At 65.1% G+C, this 19188-nt stretch carries 11 protein-coding genes; 10 read left to right on the forward strand and 1 reads right to left on the reverse strand.

Annotated elements, in window-relative coordinates; genetic code table 11:
* Positions 1-31: 31 nt before the first annotated feature.
* Entirely contained in the window at positions 32-1495 is a 1464-nt protein-coding gene (locus F0A17_RS07200) for an NfeD family protein (RefSeq protein WP_149327676.1), read from the reverse strand.
* Positions 1496-1728: 233 nt separating this feature from the next.
* On the opposite strand from F0A17_RS07200, the gene F0A17_RS07205 reads away from it, so the two are divergent.
* From F0A17_RS07205 to F0A17_RS07250, 10 genes are all read left to right on the forward strand, one after another.
* Positions 1729-2940, forward strand: coding sequence for an ABC transporter substrate-binding protein (locus tag F0A17_RS07205; protein WP_149327677.1), 1212 nt, complete (start codon positions 1729-1731; stop codon positions 2938-2940).
* A 66-nt stretch (positions 2941-3006) separates the two neighbouring features.
* Positions 3007-4701: an ABC transporter permease gene (locus tag F0A17_RS07210; protein ID WP_149327678.1), complete on the forward strand. Its 1695-nt coding sequence runs from the start codon at positions 3007-3009 to the stop codon at positions 4699-4701.
* The gene (locus F0A17_RS07215) at positions 4698-5339 is read left to right on the forward strand and encodes an ATP-binding cassette domain-containing protein (protein ID WP_149327679.1); all 642 of its coding nucleotides are present in this window, start codon (positions 4698-4700) and stop codon (positions 5337-5339) included. The genes F0A17_RS07210 and F0A17_RS07215 overlap by 4 nt, the downstream gene beginning before the upstream one ends.
* Before the next feature lie 428 nt (positions 5340-5767).
* Positions 5768-7387, forward strand: coding sequence for a glycogen synthase GlgA (gene glgA / locus F0A17_RS07220; RefSeq protein WP_149327680.1), 1620 nt, complete (start codon positions 5768-5770; stop codon positions 7385-7387).
* Positions 7384-9198: a malto-oligosyltrehalose trehalohydrolase gene (gene treZ, locus F0A17_RS07225; protein ID WP_149327681.1), complete on the forward strand. Its 1815-nt coding sequence runs from the start codon at positions 7384-7386 to the stop codon at positions 9196-9198. The genes glgA and treZ overlap by 4 nt, the downstream gene beginning before the upstream one ends.
* Positions 9195-11312: a 4-alpha-glucanotransferase gene (gene malQ / locus F0A17_RS07230; RefSeq protein WP_149327682.1), complete on the forward strand. Its 2118-nt coding sequence runs from the start codon at positions 9195-9197 to the stop codon at positions 11310-11312. Before treZ ends, malQ begins: the two co-directional genes overlap by 4 nt.
* Positions 11305-14097 (forward strand): malto-oligosyltrehalose synthase, encoded by a 2793-nt coding sequence (gene treY / locus F0A17_RS07235; RefSeq protein WP_149327683.1) that lies wholly within the window; start codon positions 11305-11307, stop codon positions 14095-14097. Before malQ ends, treY begins: the two co-directional genes overlap by 8 nt.
* Position 14098: 1 nt before the next feature.
* A complete protein-coding gene (locus F0A17_RS07240) occupies positions 14099-14854 on the forward strand; it encodes a DUF2934 domain-containing protein (protein WP_149327684.1) in 756 nt (251 codons plus the stop codon).
* Positions 14855-14896: 42 nt separating this feature from the next.
* On the forward strand, positions 14897-17101 hold the full coding sequence (gene glgX, locus F0A17_RS07245; RefSeq protein WP_149327685.1) for a glycogen debranching protein GlgX: 2205 nt from the start codon (positions 14897-14899) through the stop codon (positions 17099-17101).
* 51 nt (positions 17102-17152) lie between these two features.
* Entirely contained in the window at positions 17153-19180 is a 2028-nt protein-coding gene (locus F0A17_RS07250) for an alpha-1,4-glucan--maltose-1-phosphate maltosyltransferase (protein WP_149327686.1), read from the forward strand.
* Positions 19181-19188: the final 8 nt, after the last annotated feature.

Here is a 19188-nt window from a genome sequence, read left to right on the forward strand (position 1 = left end):
TCATGGACTGGATGGCTTTCGTCGCGATTCGTCAGGCTCCTTCCGATGTACGGTTGGCGGGCTCGACCCATAGGGTCAGCCCTTCGACCGCTGCCACACGTACTTGCTCGCCCCGCCGCAGCGCCTCACTGCTGCGCGCATTCCAGCGCTCCCCCTTGAGGCGCACATGGCCTTTGCCCTGAAAATCCTCCAACGCCACGCCCAGGCTGCCGATCAGCTGGTCCTGCCCGGTGCGCGCGGGTTTGCGACGCAGCCCGATGAAGCGGGTCAGCACCCATAGCATCAGCCCGGCCGAGAGCAGGGCGATGCCGCCGATCAATGGCAGCGAAACAGCCAGATGGTCATCATCCATCAGCATCACCGAGCCGATCACGAAGGCGATGATGCCACCGATACCGAGGACGCCGAAGCTAGGCATCAGCGCCTCGCCGACGATCAGCCCCAACCCCACCAGAATCAATGCCAGACCGGTGTAGTCGATCGGCAGCAACTGGAAGGCGAACAGGGCGAGCAGCAGCGAGATCACGCCAATGGTGCCCGGTACCAGGCTACCGGGGCTGGACAGCTCAAAGATCAGGCCGTAGAAACCGATGATCATCAGGAAGTAGGCCACGTTGGGGTTGGTGATCACCTGCAGCAGCCGGGTACGCCAGTCGGGCTCGAAGCGCTCGATGGCAAGCCCCGCGGTGTCGAGGGTGCGTTCGCCATGCTCCATCACCACCTCGCGGCCGTCGATCTGCGCGAGCAGGTCCTCGATGTCGCTTGCCACCACGTCGATCACGTTCTGTTCCAACGCCTCGCGAGAAGTCAGGTTGACCGCCTCGCGCACCGCCTCCTCGGCCCAGTCGGCATTGCGGTCGTGGCGTTCGGCCAGGCTGCGAATGTAATAGACGGCGTCCTCCAGCACCTTGCGCTCCATGGCGGTCTCGCCGCGCCGGCGTGCCTCGGCCGGCTCATCCTCGGCATCCGCCGCCTCCTCCTCGGTGCCATTACCCACCTCTTCACCGTTGGCCTCGTCATCGCCAGGCGCTTCTTCCTCGGGAGGGTCCATGCCCGGCAGTCCACCGCCTCCCATCTGCACGGGAGTGGCGGACCCCAGGTGAGTGGCCGGCGCCATGGCGGCGACATGGCTGCCATAAAGCAGGTAGGTGCCGGCGCTGGCGGCACGCGCTCCGCTGGGGGAGACGTAGATGGCGACGGGCACCGGCGAGGTGAGCATGGCGCGAATCATGTCGCGCATGGTGGCGTCCAGCCCGCCCGGCGTATCCATCTGCACGATCACGATTTCGGCTTCGCGCTCGGCGGCACGGCGCAGGCCGCGCTCGAAATAGTCGCCCACGGCCGGCCCGATGGCGCCGTCCACGGTCATCACGTGAGCGACGCGCTCGTTCTCCTGGGCCTGGGTATGCCAGGCTAGCAACCCGCCTGCCACCAGGCACAACAAACTGGCCAGCAGCACGAAGCGATGCGAGCAGGCGGCACGGAATGCGCTCATGTTGATCTTCCCTAGGGTCGCGATGACGGTATGCTGGAAGCGTCCCGGCAATGATCAGCTTCTACTGATTTCAGGTTAGCAGGCCCGGCAATGCAGCGCCGAGCCAAGCGCGGCGCTACGAGACACGGCCGCAGGGAAACGTTTTTACAGGTCTTGGCGGGAAACAGCCGGCAATGTGCAAGGATTGTCGTGGCGCCGCATCCCAGGATACCCACTCTAGGAGGAATGAGACGATGCCGATCCGCCTGCTCGCCGCCCTGCCATTGGCTACCATGCTCACCTCTCCGCTTCTTGCAGCTCCCGGTTCCGCCGACTGGGAAGCGGTTCTCGAAGAGGCCCGCGGCCAGACCGTCTACTGGCACGCCTGGGCAGGCGACACGCGTATCAACGACTACATCGATTGGGTAAAGCGCCGGCTGCGGGAGAAGCACGAGGTCGAGCTGGTACACGTCAAGATCGATGATACCGGTTCCGCCGTCTCCCGGGTGCTGGGTGAGCGAAGCGCAGGCAATCATGACGATGGCAGCATCGATCTGATCTGGCTCAATGGTGAGAACTTCGCCGCCATGAAAGAGAACGACCTGCTGTTCGGTCCTTTCGCCGAGCGCCTGCCGAACTTTGCCCTGACATATCCCGAGCTCAACCCCGAAGTGATAACCGACTTCACGCTGCCCACGGAGGGCTATGAGTCGCCCTGGGGCAAGGCACAGATCACCTTTTACTATGACGCCGCCGAGCTCGTGGATGAGCCGCCGCTCAGCATGGCGGAAATTCTTGCCTGGACCGAAGCGCATCCCGGACGTTTCACCTATCCGCGCATCCCCGATTTCCTCGGCAGCACCTTTCTCAAGCAGGCCCTGATCGCCTTGACCGAGGATACCGATGCCCTCTACTCCCCGGTAGCGCAGAGCGATTTCGAGGCCGTCACCGCCCCGCTATGGGAGTATCTGGATGTCCTGCACCCTCGCCTGTGGCGCAGCGGCCGGCAGTTCCCCGCCAGCGGTCCCGAGATACGGCGTCTGATGGCCGACGGCGAACTGACGCTTGCCTTCACCTTCAACCCGGCAGAGCCGGCCGCCGCCGTGGCCGAGTTCTTACTACCCGAGTCGACCCGCAGCTATGTGCTCGACGGCGGCACCCTGGGCAACGTCCACTTCGTCGCCATTCCCTTCAACTCGCCCCACAAGGCCGGCGCCATGACGGTGGCGAACTTTCTGCTCACCCCCGAGGCCCAGGCACGCAAGCAGGATCTCTCGGTGTGGGGCGACCCTACCGTGCTCGACGTGGCGCGCCTCGATGAGGAGGATCGCGCGCGCTTCGAGCAGACGACGGACAACCCTGCCCTGCTGGCTCCCGAAGCGCTGGTCGACACCCTGCCGGAGCCACACCCGAGCTGGATGACGGCCCTGCAGGAGGCGTGGCAGGTTCGCTACGTCGGCCGCTAGGAAGGGATGACGGATGTTGCCCGCCCCCATCCCACGACGCTTCAGGGAAAGAGAGGGTCGCTCGAAATGCTGCGCCTCGCCCCGTTACTGATCGTCGCCCTGCTGGTCGGCCCGATACTCGCCGGCCTGGTCATGGCGCTGCTGCCCGCCTTTGGCTACCTGCCGGCGCTGGGTGGGGAGCGCCTGAGCCTGGCCCCCTGGCGAGAGCTATTCGCCCAGCCGGGGCTGGCTCGCTCGGTGGGGGTCAGTTTCGTCAGCGGCCTGGTCACCACGACCGTATCGCTCGTCGTGGTGCTGCTATTCTTGACGGGCGTGTCGGGCAGCCGACTGGACCGCTGGATTCGCCGCATGGTGGCGCCGCTGCTTTCGCTCCCCCACGCCGCCGCGGCCTTCGGCCTGGCCTTTCTGATCGCGCCTTCGGGGCTGTTGGCCCGGCTGCTTTCACCGGAACTGACCGGCTGGGAGCGACCGCCCGACCTGCTGATCGTCCAGGACCCCTGGGGATTCGCCCTGATGCTGGGGCTGGTGATCAAGGAGATTCCGTTCCTGTTGCTGATGAGCCTTGCCGCATTGCCGCAGCTCGATCCCGGTCGGCGCGTGATTCTGGCCCGCTCCCTCGGCTACCGCCCCACGACGGCATGGCTCAAGGTGGTGGCCCCGACGCTCTATCCCTTGATACGTCTGCCGGTCTACGCAGTGATCGCCTATGCCACATCCGTGGTGGACGTTGCCATGATCCTCGGCCCCACGCTGCCGCCGACACTTGCCGTATCGGTACTCACATGGTTCCACGACCCCGACCTGAGCCGGCGTTTCATGGCCTCGGCCGGTGCCGTCCTGCAGCTCGGCGTCACGGCTGCCGCGCTCGTCGCCTGGTGGTGCCTGGAGCGGCTCGTCTCCTGGCTAGGGCGACATTGGATCGATCGCGGCGCGCGAAGCTGTGCGGAGCTTCCCCTGCGTCAGGCCGGCAAGAGTCTGATCCTGATCGCCACCCTCACCGCCTGCGCCGGCCTCGCCGGACTGGCGCTCAGCTCCTCGGCGGGCTTCTGGCGCTTCCCCGATCTATTGCCCCAGGGCTTCACCACGGTGCACTGGCTGCGTGCCCTGCCGTCGCTTTCGGGACCGGTGACTGCCACGTGGATCATTGCCGTCAGTGCCACCCTGGTCGCCTTGGCGTTGACGCTGGCGGCGCTGGAGAACGAGCAGCGCAGCGGCCGCCGCCCGGCGCAGGGAAAGCTCCTCTCGGCGCTGACGCTGCTCTATCTGCCGCTGATCGTGCCTCAGATCGCTTTCCTGTTCGGTCTGGTGGTGGTGATGGAGTCGCTGGGCACGCGGCCAAGGCTGGGATTGGTGATCTTCGGCCACTTGCTGTTCGTGCTGCCTTATGTGTTTCTTTCGCTCTCGGAGGCCTATCGCCGCTTCGATCCGCGCTGGATGCAGCTCGCCCTCACTTTGGGTAGCTCGCGTCAGAGCGCCTTCTGGCGGGTGCGCCTGCCGATGATGCTCGCTCCGGTGCTCACCGCCGCTGCCGTGGGGCTCGCGGTGAGCATTGGCCTGTACCTGCCGACTCTGCTGCTCGGAGCCGGTCGCATCGCGACCGTCACCACCGAGGCGGTATCGCTCGCTGCCGGCGGGAATCGCCGCGTGATCGGGGTATGGGCGTTGGTTCAGGCAAGCCTACCGCTGATCGGTTTTATCATTGCCGTCGGCATTCCTCGTCTGCTATGGGCCAATCGTCGCGGCCTGCAAGGAGCGCCATGAACGGTCAAGTGCACCCTTCGCTGGAACTTCGGGACATCGTGATACGCCTGGACGGCAAGCCCTTGGTCGCGCTCGACGGCACCGTCGCCCCCGGCGAGACGCTCACCGTGATGGGCCCCTCCGGCTCGGGCAAATCGACCCTGCTCGCCTACCTCGCGGGATTTTTGCCGCCGGCCTTCGATGCGTGCGGTCGCATCGTCCTGGGTGACCGCGACATTACCGATCTGCCTGCAGAGAGGCGTGGTATCGGCTTGCTGTTTCAGGACCCGCTGCTGTTCCCGCATCTATCGGTGGCCGGCAACCTCCGCTTCGGCCTGCCCCGCCACATGCCCGACAAGACGACACATGTCCGACGGGCATTGGCCGACGTGGGCCTGTCGGGCTACGGCGAGCGCGATCCGGCGACTCTCTCGGGTGGCCAGAAGGCGCGCGTCGCCCTGATGCGCTTGCTGCTCTCAGCGCCTAGTGCGGTACTGCTCGACGAACCCTTCTCCATGCTCGATACCGAGCTGCGTGACGAAATGCGCCACCTCGTCTTCTCGCATCTGCGGGCTGCCGGCCTGCCGAGTCTGTTGGTGACTCACGATCAAAAGGATACCGCTGCCACAAGGGGAAGGGTGATCGAGCTAGGTGGCTAATTGCCCTTTTATGGACGCTGAAAACGTCTCCTAACCTTTGCCTACTGGTGAGTTACTCGCCCTTACCAGGGAGTCAAGTAAGAAAGCCCTGCCTCATTCTGCACAGAGCCAAAACAGCTGGCAATTCCTCATATGACTCGATCTTTGAGTTGAAAAGCGACGAAAGAGAGAGATTCATCCAACCCACACGTGCACTCCCTTTCGATGGGAGCACAAGCTGGCAATGGCAACGCGAGTGACCAGTAATTCTTGCTTCCTTTTCCTTCGCCTGATTCCCCCAGTTAGGCTATATCTATTCAAGGCCTTAACGGCCCACGCTGTCCGCATGACGGGTGCCGCAGGGGAATTGCCAAAATTCGCGGAACCCGGACAGGGTAGAAGGCTGTCGGATAAGGCAGCGTTCATCATGACATACAGGGAGGTCAGCCATGGGAAACGTGGCGCTAAGGGGCATCAATACCGAAACAAAAAATGACAGAGTCGGCCGGGAGGTTTCTTCGGCTTCCGGCACTTCGATCTTGAAGGACTATGTAAGCGGAAGCGACAACGACTCGTCATTCAGGCGCAGCAACGAATCGCAACATTTCCCATCACAAAGCATCCTTTTTGTTACTTCTGAAGTGGCCGACTTCGTCAAGGTCGGAGGTCTTGGAGACGTATCATCAGCCCTGCCTCGCGCTTTGGCTGCCCATCATGACGTACGCATTCTGGTTCCCGCTTATCGTGAAGTGTGGCAATCCGGCCATCACGTCCGCATCGTCGGCCATGTCCCCGCCCACGCCGAGCTACCCGCCTGCGATATCGGCGAGATCATCTGCAGCGATGGCTTGGTCTTCTACGTGCTGATTTGTGCCGAACTCTACGAGCGTGAAGGAGGCCCCTATGGCACCGGTCCGGGCGGCTACGGCAGCAACGGCTGGGACGACAACGACATCCGCTTCGCCCGGCTGTCGCTGGCGGCCGCCGAGATTGCCTCGGGCAACGCCGGGCTGGACTGGAAACCCCGTCTGCTGCACCTGAATGACTGGGGCTGTGGCCTGGCACCGGCCTTTCTTCATTGGCGCGGGCAGCATGTGCCCAGCGTATTCACCATTCATAACCTGGCCTACCAGGGCCTGTTCGACGCCTCACGTCTCGAGCCGCTCGGCATCCCTCCCGACGCCTTCCATATCGAAGGAGTGGAGTATTACGGCAAGCTCTCCTTCATGAAGGCCGGAATCGTCTATGCCTCTCACGTGACCACGGTGAGCGCGACCTACGCCCAGGAGATCACCACGCCCGAATTCGGCTGCGGGCTCGATGGTCTGCTTCGCTGCAAGGCCGAGCAGGGCCGACTCAGCGGCATCCCCAACGGCATCGACGACTCCTGGGACCCGCGTACCGACGCGCACCTGGTTCAGGCCTTTTCGGCCAACGACTGGCGCGGCAAGCGTGCCAACGCCGAGTACGTGCGCCACCGCTTCGGCCTGGTGCCCAGTTCCGGCCCGCTGTTCGCCATGGTGTCGCGCATGGTCCACCAGAAGGGGGTGGATCTGGTCATCGAGGCGGCACCGAGCATCGTCCAGGCGGGCGGCCAGTTGGTCTTCATCGGCAGCGGCGAGCCCCGGGTGGAGGCCGAACTCGACCGCCTCGCGGAGCGCTTCCCCGGTGCCGTGGGCGTCTTCACGGGTTACGATGAAGAGGAAGCACGCTGCATCTATGCCGGCAGCGATTTCCTGCTGATGCCGTCACGGTTCGAGCCGTGCGGACTGAGCCAGATGTACGCACAGCGCTTCGGCTCGCTGCCGATCGCCCATCGTACCGGCGGCCTGGCCGATACCATCGAACATGGCGTGACGGGCTTCCTGTTCGACGAGGTCAACCAAGGCAGCTTCATGCAGGCGGTTCAGCAGTCCTTCTCCGCCTATCACGCGACGGAACTGTTCTACGCCATGCGCCGCGCGGCCATGACGGGACGTTACCACTGGCGTCAATCCATCGCACCTTATACCCGGCTCTACCGCAAACTCATCGAGGAAGCCCACCACGAGGTACAGCCCGCAGGATGAGTAGAGAAGAGAATTTGCCACCCACCTTCGGCGCGCAGGTCATGGGTCCCGAAGGGACCCGCTTCTCGCTCTGGGCCCCGAGCGCCCATCGAGTCGATGTCGAGATCGAAGGCCTTGTGCCCGTCACCATGACGCACATGGGGGACGGACACTTCGTCGGCGAGGCGGCGTGCGGAGATGGCGCGCGCTACCGTTTCCGCACCTTCCTCGACGACGCGCCCGAAGGCATCGCTGTCCCCGATCCCGCCGCCCGCGCCCAGGACGGTGGTATCGACGGGCCGAGCATCGTCATCGATCCGTCTCGCCATGCCTGGCGGCACGCCGACTGGCGAGGGCGCCCATGGCAGGAAACGGTCCTCTACGAGTTGCATATCGGCGCTTGTGGCGGCCTGGATGGCGTGCGCCAACACCTACCCTATCTGGCCCGACTCGGCGTCACTGCCATCGAACTGATGCCGGTGGCCGAGTTCCCGGGCACCCGCAACTGGGGCTACGACGGGGTATTGCCCTATGCCGTGGCCTCGAGCTACGGCCGTCCCGAGGATCTCAAGGCCTTGATCGACGAGGCGCATGGTCTCGGCCTGATGGTCCTCCTCGACGTGGTCTACAACCACTTCGGACCGGACGGCAACTACCTGCCCCGCTACGCCGGGTCCTTCTTCCAGCAGGACCGTCATACTCCCTGGGGGCCGGCCATAGATTTCCGCCACCCCATGGTGCGCCGTTTCTTCATTGACAATGCATTGATGTGGTTGGAGGAGTATCGCCTCGACGGTTTGCGCTTCGATGCGGTCCACGCCATCGGCGAGCGCGATTTCCTGCTGGAACTGGCCGAGACTCTGCGAAATCGTACCGATGGCGGCCGGCATGTTCACCTGATACTGGAAAACGAGCACAACGACGCCGGCCTGCTCGAGGAAGGGCGCTTCACCGCCCAGTGGAACGACGACTGGCATAACGTCATGCACGTGCTGCTCACCGGCGAGCGCGAGGGCTATTACGCCGACTTCGCCGACAACCCGACCGAAGGATTGACGCGTTGCCTGAGCGAAGGCTTCATCTTCCAGGGCCAACCCACCCGAGGCGGACATCCACGCGGCACGCCGAGCGCCCATCTGCCGCCGACCGCCTTCATCGTCTTTTTGCAGAATCACGACCAGATCGGCAACCGCGCCTTGGGCGAGCGTCTGACGCGACTCGCCGAGCCCGGAGCGCTGCAGGCGGCAACGGTGCTGCTGTTGCTCTCTCCCATGGTGCCGCTGCTGTTCATGGGAGAGGAATGGGCCAGCAACCGCCCGTTCCTGTTCTTCACCGATCATCGGGAAGAACTCGCCCGCGCGGTACGCGAAGGTCGTCGTGCCGAGTTTGCCGAGTTCGGCGCCTTCCAGGATCCGGTCATGCGCGAGTCGATTCCGGATCCCAACGCGGCGGACACCTTCGAGGCGTCCCGACCCGATTTCGACGCCCAGGAGGAACCGTCTCACGCTGAATGGCTGACGTTGGTGCAGCATCTGCTCACGATCCGTCAGGCCGAGATCGTGCCCCGACTCGACGGTGCCAGCGCCCTGGGCGCGGAAGCGCTGGGGTTCGATGCCGTCGTCGCTCGCTGGTGCATGAACGACGACAGCCATCTGGTCATCGCCGTCAACCTCGGCGACCGACCGGTCGCCACCAGTGCCTTCGGCGTGGGCCGCTGCCTGTTCGAGACCCGCGATGGCGTGGCGGTGTCGGCCGAGAGTGGCAATCTCCCCGCTCGCAGCGCAGCGGTATGGCTGCGCCCCGAGCCAGGCGACGAGGAGCTGAGTGCATGAAGGAACCACGCCTGTTGCAACTCGCCGAGGCCGCCGGTCTGATGGTGGAATGGGAAGACAGCGAGGAGCGTCCGCAGCGGCTCTCGGCCGCCACCCAGCGCGAACTGCTGGCACGGCTCGGCTATTCTGCCGATAGCGCCGAGGCGATAGAGGCGAGCCTGGAGCGACTGCGCGGGCCCGAGTCGCCGGCGCAATGGCCGCCCCTGATCACTGCCGAGCGTGGCATCGTCACGGATCTGCCCTCGCCGCTTCCCGCCGGCACCGAGTTCACCTTGTCCCTTGAACAGGGCGACCTGCTGCACGACCGGCTCGATGCACGCGGTCGTCTCCCGCCGGTCGGGGTGGCCGGTTACCATCGCCTACGTATCGCCGATGCCGAGCTCACCGTGGCCGTGGCGCCAGCGCGCTGTTTCACCCCGGCCGATGCCGGTCATGATGAGCGTCCGCGCCTTTGGGGACTGGCGGTTCAGCTCTATGCCCTGCGCCGTCCCGGCGATGGCGGCATCGGCGACACCTTGGCGCTGGAGCGGCTCGTCCGCCACGCAGCCGGCGCCGGCGCCGCCGCGCTGGGCATCAGTCCCACCCACGCCATGTTCAGTGCCGATGTCTCGCGCTACAGTCCCTATTCCCCCTCGAGCCGGCTGTTCTACAACGCGCTGCATGCCGCCCCCGAGACACGGCTCGGCGCGGCCGCGGTCGAGGCTGCCATCGACCGCTGCCAGGCCGCTGCCGCCATGGCGCAGTTGGAAGCGGACGATAGAATCGATTGGCCCCGGGCGGCAAACGTAAAGCTCGGCTGGATGCGCTCGCTCTATGACGACGTGATGCACCGCGAGGATGACGACGCGGCGCAGGTTCGCCGGGACCTGGAAGCCTTTCGTACCTCCGCCGGCCGCTTTCTGGAAGCGCACTGCGTTTTCGAAGCCTTGCAGCAGCACCGAATGGAGCGCGACTGGCGCCGGTGGCCCACCGAACTGCGCGATCCCGACAATCCCGAGGTCATTCGCTTCGCCACGGAGAACGCTCATGAGGTCGGCTTTCACGCCTTCCTGCAGTGGCTTGCCAAGGAGGGGCTGAGTCGCGCTCAGGCCGCGGCCAAGGCAGCCGATATGCCCATCGGCCTGATCGCCGACCTGGCCGTTGGCGCCGATGCGGCCGGCAGCCAGGCCTGGAGCCGTCAGGCGGAAATGCTGGAAGGTCTGTCGATCGGCGCGCCACCCGATACCTTCAACGTGCATGGCCAGGACTGGGGGCTAGCCCCCTTTTCCCCCCAGGGGTTGGTGAACTCCGGTTTCGCCGGTTTCATCGAGATGCTGCGAGCCGGTTTTGCCCACGCCGGCGGGCTGCGCATCGATCACGTTCTCGGCCTGCTGCGCCTGTGGCTGGTGCCCCATGGGGCCTCGCCACCGGAAGGCGGCTATTTGCGCTACCCCCTGGACGATCTGCTGCGGCTGGTGGCGCTGGAGTCCTGGCGACATCGCGCCATCGTCATCGGCGAGGACCTGGGCACCGTCCCCCCCGGCCTGCATGATCGGCTCGCCGCGTGCGGCATTCTCGGCACGCGCGTGTTGTGGTTCGAACGCGATGACGAAGACGACTTCCTGCCGCCTTCGCAATGGTCATCCAGCGCCGTCGCCACCACCTCGACTCACGACCTGCCCACGGTGGCCGGCTGGTGGGCGGGCCGCGATATCGAGTGGCGCAGCCGCCTCGGGCTGCTCGGCGAAGGACAGAATGCCCGCAGCGAGCACGCCGTACGCCGGGTGGATCGTGCCCGACTGGCTCGGGCCCTGGGGCTTCTCGACGGGCATGCCTCGGCGGACACGCTCGATGCCGCCGACCTGGCGACATCGAAGGTACTCGATGCCTGTGCCCGGCAGCTCGGTCTCACGCCATCGCCCCTCGCGCTGCTACCGGTGGAGGATGCCCTGGGCCTGGAAGAGCAAGCCAACCTGCCTGGCACCCTCGATGCCCATCCCAACTGGCGGCGCCGCTGGGCGGACGATTGCGATGCCCTGCTGGCTTCCGGTGAGGTGCGCCAACGTCTGGCAGCCCTGAACGCGGCTCGCCGGGCGTCGAGGAGCGACGACGAGGGAGGGATCCCCGATGAGTGAAATTCGCGCCACCGTACGCCTGCAATTCCATCGCGGCTTCACCCTTGACGATGCCGCCGGGTGGATCGACTACTACGCCCGTCTCGGCATCAGCCACGTCTATGCCTCGCCACTGCAGGCTTCCCGCAGCGGTTCGCCCCACGGCTACGACGGCGTCGACCCGACCCGCATCGACCCCGAGCTCGGCGGCGAAGCGGCGCTGGAACGACTGGTGGCCCGGCTGCGCGAACGCGGCATGGGGCTGATCCTCGACATCGTACCCAACCATGTGGCCGTCGGCGGCTCGGAAAATCCCTGGTGGCAGGATGTCCTCGCCTGGGGCACCGACAGCCCTTACGCGGACTATTTCGATATCGATTGGCACTCTCCCGATCCACTGCTGTCAGGCAAGCTGCTGCTGCCCTTTCTCGGTGCCCCCTACGGCGAGACGCTGCACTCGGGCGAACTGACACTGCGTCACGTACCGGCATCGATGGCGTTTCACCTCGCCTACCACGAGCATCGCTTCCCCATCGACCCTCGCCACTACGGCGAGATCCTGCGCCTGGCCGAGCATGAGGCGCTCCGGGAGATGGCCCCGCGATTCGATGCCCTGCAGCAGCGCGACGACGCTTATACCGCCGTGGCCGACTGTCGATGCCAGCTGCGCCAGGCACTGGCGTCCCCAGGCGCCCCGCAAGCGCTCGAGCAGGCCATGGCGCTGTTCGATGGCGCCTCCCACCCCGGCGCGACTCGTCTGCATTACCTGCTGGAACGTCAGCACTATCGCCTGGCCTGGTGGCGTACGGGCGCCGATGAGATCAACTGGCGGCGCTTCTTCGATATCGCTGAACTCGGTGGACTTCGCGTCGAGCAACCCGAGGTCTTCGAGGCGGTGCATGCCCTGCCGCTGCGCCTGGTGGAACAAGGCTGGGTCGATGGGCTACGCATCGATCATGTCGACGGCCTGGCCGATCCACGCGGCTATTGTCGCCGCCTGCGCGCCCGCATAGGCGAATTGCAGCAGCGCCGGCCGCCCCATGTCGTACGCCACGTGGCCATCTTCGTCGAGAAGATCCTCGCCGACAGCGAGACACTGCATCGCGACTGGGGCGTGGACGGCACTACCGGCTACGAGCGGATGAACGAGATATCCGCCCTGCAGCACGATCCGGCCGGCGCCGATCCGCTGTGGGACTTATGGCACGATGTCAGCGGTCGCGACGCGGATTTCCTCGACGAAGTGCGCCGAGCCCGGCGTGAGGTGCTCACCGGCATCCTGGCCAGCGAATTCGACGCCTGTTGTCGCACCCTGCATGCCGTGGCCCGACATCGCCCCGCGACCCGCGACATCTCCTTGGCGGCGGTTCGGCGCACCCTCGAGGCGCTGGTCGTGCACTTCCCGGTCTACCGCACTTATGCCGATGACGGCGGCCGCCCGGAACTCGATGCCCCCTTCTTCGATCAGGCCATGGCCGGTGCCCGCGGCGAGCTGAACCCACCCGATATCGGCGTGCTGGAGTGGCTCGAGCGCTGCCTCGGCGGCGAAGCGCCGGCCGATGCCGAAGACGCCCATGAGCGCTGGCTTCGCCAGCGCGCCATCGTACGCTTTCAACAACTTACCTCGCCGGTGGCGGCCAAGGCCGTGGAAGACACCGCCGGCTATCGCTGCGCCGCTTTGATCTCGCGCAATGACGTCGGCTTCGATGGTGAGCACTTCAGCCACTCCCCTCGTCAGTTTCATGAAGCCAACGCTTGGCATGCGCGCCATTTCCCCCATGGCCTGGTCGCCACCGCCACCCACGATCACAAACGTGGCGAGGACGTGCGAGCCCGACTGGCCGCGCTCAGCGAGGACGCCACCGGTTTCGCCAGGCGGGTCAAACGCTGGCGCGAACTGGCCTCCCCCCTGCGCCAAGCGCTTCCGCAGGGACCCGCGCCTTCGCCCGGCGACGAGTTGATCCTCTTCCAGATGCTGCTTGGCGCCTGGCCACCAACGCTCGACCGCCACGATGGCACGGCCATGCGGAACTTCGCCGAGCGCATGATCCAATGGCAGCAGAAGGCGCTACGCGAAGCCAAGCTGCGCAGCCACTGGCTATGGCCCGATGAGACCTACGAAGCGGCCTGCCGCGGTTACTTGGAAGGGCTGCTCGCCGAGCCCGTGCCCTGCGAGGAAATCGAGTCGGCGGCCCGCGAGCTCGATCTGACCGGCGCGCTCAACGGCCTGGTACAGACGACGCTGCGCCTGACGCTACCCGGCATACCGGACCTCTACCAGGGCTGTGAGTTCTGGGATTACAGCCTGGTCGACCCCGACAACCGGCGCCCGGTCGATCACGCCGCGCGGCAGGCGGCGCTCGACGAAGGGCGTGACCCCGTAGCGGCACTGGCTACCTGGCGGGACGGACGCATCAAACAGGCTCTTATCGAGCGGCTACTGGCGCTGCGCCATGCCCAACGCGACCTGTTCGTCCATGGCGACTACCGCGAGCTGCGCACCGGAGGCGAGCACGGCGAGCGGCTGGTGGCGTTCTTGCGCTGCCATGGCGACCGCCAGCTGCTGGTGGTGGTACCACGCCTGGCAAGCGAACGGCTGGCAGGCGCCGACCATCCCCATGTGCCGCCGCAGCGTTGGGGCGATAGCCATGTCGTGCTGCCCGACGAGGAGCGTGGCGCTTGGCAAAGTGCGTTGTCCGATACCACGCTGAGAATGGAGAGAGGCAGCGCCGCCGTCGCGGAACTACTGAAGGACCTGCCCGTCGGCGTTTACGTACGAGACATGCACTTGCAAAGGGAGAGCTAGGATGGCTGACGAAGAACGCGTACGAAACCTGGCCTACAAGATCTGGGAATCCGAAGGGCGCCCCGAGGGACAGCAGCAGCGCCACTGGGACATGGCACTGAAGATCGTAGCGGCCGAACAGGCCGAAGGCATCGACGCCGAACTGGAGGACGTCGGCGAGCCGGTGGACGAACCGCCGCTTCTCGACGACGACCTGCCGCTCGAGGACGACGAGGTGGGCATTCAGGAGAATCGCCTGCCGTTGGATGCACCGGACGGCGAGCCCGACTTCGACGAGATTCCCTACCGCGACGACAAGGTCGCAGGGCAGGACACGCCGGTGCAGGATCGCGCCGGTCCGCCTCCCGACGGAGGCGACGAAGCGCCCACCGCGGCCTCGACCCGCCCCCTTCCGGCCGAGGAGGCGACGAGTACAGGGGCTCAGGATCAGGATACCGCCAACCGCGGCGGCCCGGAGCCGGCGGCAAGCTCCCCCGGGCCCGCGACGGGCCCGTTGGAACCGCTGCCGTCGGAGTCCGCCACCATGCGTCGCCGGCGCCAGCCACGTCGCGACGACGATGGACTGACCGCGCCCGATGCCACCGACACCTCGCAAGTACCGGGAAAGACCGCCGACCGCGGCGACAAGGCAGGCAAGCGCACCGCCAAGAACGCCAGCGGAGAGACGAAGACGAAAACCAAAACGAAGAAATCGTCGTCCGCGCCCCAGGCAGACAAGCGCACGAGCCGAGGTAGCAAGAGCAAACCCAAGGACTGAGCGAAGCAGGACGAGACGCCCAAGGCATCAAGGACGAGTGCAATGAATACGAGCGAAGACGCGAAAAGCGACGAGCAAGCCGTGACCGCCGATGAACAACCAGGCGTGATTCGCCGCTCCCGCATACGCGAAGGTTGGCCGTTTCCATTGGGTGCGACCTGGGATGGCCTGGGCGTTAATTTCGCCCTGTTCTCGGCAAACGCCACCAAGGTCGAACTGTGTCTATTCGATGACGCCGGCACGCAGGAGCTCGAGCGCATCGAGCTGCCCGAATACACCGATGAAGTGTGGCACGGCTATCTGCCGGACGCCCGCCCCGGCCAGCTCTACGCTTACCGGGTCCACGGCCCCTACGATCCGCAAGCGGGCCATCGTTTCAACCCCCATAAGTTGTTACTCGACCCCTACGCCAAACAGATCGTCGGCGAACTGACCTGGGACGAGGCGCTCTTCGGCTACACCATCGGCCACCCCGACGGCGACCTCAGCTTCGACGAGCGCGACAGCGCGCCGTTCATGCCGCGCTGCCGCGTGATCGACCCCGCCTTCACCTGGGGCCGGGCACGCGGCATCCAGCAGCCCTGGGAACGCACCGTGCTCTACGAGACCCACGTGCGCGGGTACACCATGCGGCATCCGTCGGTTCCCGAGGCGCTGCGCGGCACCTTCTCGGGACTGATGGTCAATGAAGTGGTGGATTACATCCACTCGCTGGGCGTGTCGTCGGTAGAGCTGCTGCCGATCCACGCCTTCCTCGACGATCAGCATTTGCTGGAGCAGGGGCGGCGCAACTACTGGGGCTACAACACGCTGGGTTTCTTCGCTCCCGATTCGCGCTATCTCTCCGGCGACAACATTAACGAATTCAAGCAGATGGTGGCCTGCTACCACGCCGCCGAACTCGAAGTGATCCTCGACGTGGTCTACAACCATACCGCGGAAGGCAATGAGCTCGGCCCCACGCTGTCGCTGAAGGGGATCGACAACGCCTCCTACTATCGCTTACTGCCCGACGAGCCGCGCTATTACATCGACGATACCGGCACCGGCAATACGCTGAACCTGAGCCACCCCAGGGTATTGCAGATGGTTACCGATTCGCTGCGCTACTGGGCTACGGAGATGCGCGTCGACGGTTTCCGCTTCGACCTGGCGACGATACTCGGCCGCGAGCCCCATGGCTTCGACGAGGGCGGGGGCTTCCTCGACTCCTGCCGTCAAGATCCGGTCCTGAGCCAGGTGAAGCTGATTGCCGAACCCTGGGACTGCGGCCCCGGCGGCTATCAGGTCGGTGGCTTTCCGCCGGGATGGGCGGAATGGAACGATCGCTTCCGCGATACCACGCGGGCCTTCTGGCGCGGCGACGATGGTCAGTTGGCCGAATTCGCCTCACGCCTCATGGGCTCGGCGGACCTGTTCAACCGGCGTGGCCGGCGCCCCTTCGCCTCGGTGAATTTCGTTACCGCCCATGACGGTTTCACGCTACACGACCTGGTGGCCTACAACGACAAGCACAACGAGGCCAACGGTGAGAACAACCAGGACGGCCACGATCACAACCTGTCGTGGAATCACGGCGAGGAAGGGCCTACCGACGAACCGTCCATCCAGGCGCTGCGCCTGCGCCAGATTCGCAATTTCCTGGCTACCCTGCTGCTTTCGCAGGGCACGCCGATGATGCTGGCGGGCGACGAGATGCTGCGCACCCAGCAGGGCAACAACAATGCCTACTGCCAGGACAACGAGATCAGCTGGCTCGACTGGAACATCAACGGCGACGCCCATGCCATGATCGAGTACGTCCGTCATCTCATCGCTCTGCGCCTGCATTACCCCATCCTGCGCCGCGGTCGCTTCCTGTCCGGCGAGTACAACGAAGAGATGGGGCTCAAAGAGGTGACCTGGCTCGCCGCCGACGGCAGCGAGATGGATGTCGAACGCTGGGAGGATCCCGAGGCGAGCAGTCTTGGGGTAATGCTGGACGGTCGCGCACGTCCCTCCGGCATACGGCGTGCCGGCGACGACCGCTCGCTGCTGATCCTGTTCAACGCCCACCCCGATCCGCTCTCGTTCCGCCTGCCCCAAGTTCCCCGCGGCATCGGTTGGATATGCCGGCTCGATACCAGCCGATCCTTCGACGATGAATTCCCGGACGGCGGCTTCGGTGATGAATACGCGATGGAAGGGCGCTCGCTGGTCCTGTTCGAGTTGCTGCAGGAATCCGGTCCTCTGGATAGCGAGGCATGAGATTCGCCTGACAGCTGCCGGTCGAAAGCTGCGACACACGAGGAACATGCGATGAGTTCTACTCCGTACACGTTACCCGTCGACAACTCAGCGCAGGAGCGGGACCGGAGCCAAGTCCTGGCAGCCGTCCATGCGCCCCGCATCGCCATCGAGTCGGTGCAACCGGCCCTGGACCATGGACGATTCGCGGCCAAGGCCATCGTCGACGAGCCGCTTAACGTCACGGCGAGGATCTTCGCCGACGGCCATGACATCCTGGCGGCGGCGGTCTGTTGGTACGATGCCGAGGGCCATCCGCACCGCGAGCCCATGCATCCTGCCCAGCCGCCGGGTCTGGACATCTTCGAGGGGCGTTTCACGCCACATGGTATCGGGCGGCACCGCTTCCTCATCGAAGCCTGGTGGGACACGTACGCCACCTATCGTTACGAGCTCTCCAAGAAGCATCAGGCCGGCGTGTCCGTCGGGCTCGAGCTCGAGGAGGGCCGGCGCGAGATCGTTCAGGCGATCGAGCGTAACGAAGGCGAACTCAGGGAAGCCCTCGAGGCCATCCACGAACGCTTCCGGCTGCTCGAATCCGATGCCGAACGGGTCGCCCTGCTGCTCGACGCCGATACGGCGCAGTTGATGCACGAAGCGGACGATCGTCCTCATCTGACCCGAAGCGACGCCCTTTATCCGCTGGACGTGGAGCGGCTCAAGGCCCGTTTCTCGAGCTGGTACGAGCTGTTCCCCCGTTCGGAAACCGATGTTCCCCATCGCCACGGCACGTTCAACGATGTCCACAAGCGTCTGCCGTTGATTCGTGACATGGGGTTCGACGTGCTTTATTTCCCACCCATTCATCCCATTGGGCGGACGCATCGCAAGGGGCCCAACAATACGCTCGAAGCCGGGCCGGACGATCCCGGAAGTCCCTATGCCATCGGCAGCGAGGAGGGAGGCCATGAAGCGATACATCCCGAACTGGGCACGCGAGAGGATTTCCGCGCTCTGGTGCGCGCTTCAGCCGAACACGGCCTGGAGATCGCGCTCGACTTCGCCATTCAGTGCTCGCCGGACCACCCCTGGCTCAAGGAACACCCCGGCTGGTTTTCCTGGCGCCCCGACGGGTCCATCCGCTATGCGGAGAATCCGCCCAAGAAGTATCAGGACATCGTCAACGTCGATTTCTATGCCGAGGACGCGATTCCGTCCTTATGGATCGAACTGCGCGACGTGGTCCAGGGATGGGTGGATGAAGGCGTGAAGATATTTCGCGTCGACAACCCCCACACCAAACCGCTGCCCTTCTGGGAGTGGCTGATCGCCGACATTCGAGCCCGCGATCCCTCGGTCATCTTTCTTTCCGAAGCCTTCACGCGACCGAACATGATGCTGCGCCTGGGCAAGCTGGGGTTTACCCAGAGCTACACCTACTTCACCTGGCGCAATACCAAGACGGAGCTGATCGAGTACTTTACCCAGTTGAACGAATCGCCGCTTCGCGAGGGGTTCCGCCCCAACTTCTTCGTCAACACACCTGACATCAACCCCTACTTCCTGCAGTCCTCGGGACGCCCCGGCTTCCTGATGCGGGCGGCACTTGCCACCATGGGGGCAGGCGCCTGGGGCATGTACTCGGGTTTCGAGCTGTGCGAGGGCGAGCCGGTACCGGGCAAGGAGGAGTACCTCGATTCGGAGAAGTACGAAATCCGCCCGCGCGATTACACCGCAGCCGGCAACATCAGCTACGAAATCGCCCAGCTCAACCGCATCCGCCGCGAGAACCCGGCGCTGCAGACCCACCTGGGACTGGCCGTTTACCCGGTGCACAACGACCGGTTGCTGTTCTTCGGCAAGCGTACCGAGACGCGCGACAACTTCATTCTCGTCGCCATCAACCTCGACCCGTTCGAATCCCAGGAAGGCGCGTTCGAGCTGCCTCTCTGGGAGTACGGTCTACCCGACGATGCGGCACTGTATGGGGAGGATCTCATGAGCGGGCATCGCTGGACATGGCAAGGCAAGTGGCAATCGATGCGCCTCGATCCGGCCCATCTGCCATTCGCCATCTGGCGCATTCGTCCGGTCCGCTAGTCACCGCT

Source organism: Billgrantia pellis (genome assembly GCF_008297955.1).
Classification (GTDB): domain Bacteria; phylum Pseudomonadota; class Gammaproteobacteria; order Pseudomonadales; family Halomonadaceae; genus Halomonas; species Halomonas pellis.

Bases quoted from the DNA above. Each gene is read 5' to 3' on its own strand.
- F0A17_RS07240 (WP_149327684.1), top strand. From the start codon at position 14,099: ATGGCTGACGAAGAACGCGTACGAAACCTGGCCTACAAGATCTGGGAA.
- F0A17_RS07250 (WP_149327686.1), top strand. From the start codon at position 17,153: ATGAGTTCTACTCCGTACACGTTACCCGTCGACAACTCAGCGCAGGAG.
- treZ (WP_149327681.1), top strand. From the start codon at position 7,384: ATGAGTAGAGAAGAGAATTTGCCACCCACCTTCGGCGCGCAGGTCATG.
- F0A17_RS07200 (WP_149327676.1), bottom strand. From the start codon at position 1,495: ATGAGCGCATTCCGTGCCGCCTGCTCGCATCGCTTCGTGCTGCTGGCC.
- glgA (WP_149327680.1), top strand. From the start codon at position 5,768: ATGGGAAACGTGGCGCTAAGGGGCATCAATACCGAAACAAAAAATGAC.
- treY (WP_149327683.1), top strand. From the start codon at position 11,305: ATGAGTGAAATTCGCGCCACCGTACGCCTGCAATTCCATCGCGGCTTC.
- F0A17_RS07210 (WP_149327678.1), top strand. From the start codon at position 3,007: ATGCTGCGCCTCGCCCCGTTACTGATCGTCGCCCTGCTGGTCGGCCCG.
- F0A17_RS07215 (WP_149327679.1), top strand. From the start codon at position 4,698: ATGAACGGTCAAGTGCACCCTTCGCTGGAACTTCGGGACATCGTGATA.
- F0A17_RS07205 (WP_149327677.1), top strand. From the start codon at position 1,729: ATGCCGATCCGCCTGCTCGCCGCCCTGCCATTGGCTACCATGCTCACC.
- malQ (WP_149327682.1), top strand. From the start codon at position 9,195: ATGAAGGAACCACGCCTGTTGCAACTCGCCGAGGCCGCCGGTCTGATG.
- glgX (WP_149327685.1), top strand. From the start codon at position 14,897: ATGAATACGAGCGAAGACGCGAAAAGCGACGAGCAAGCCGTGACCGCC.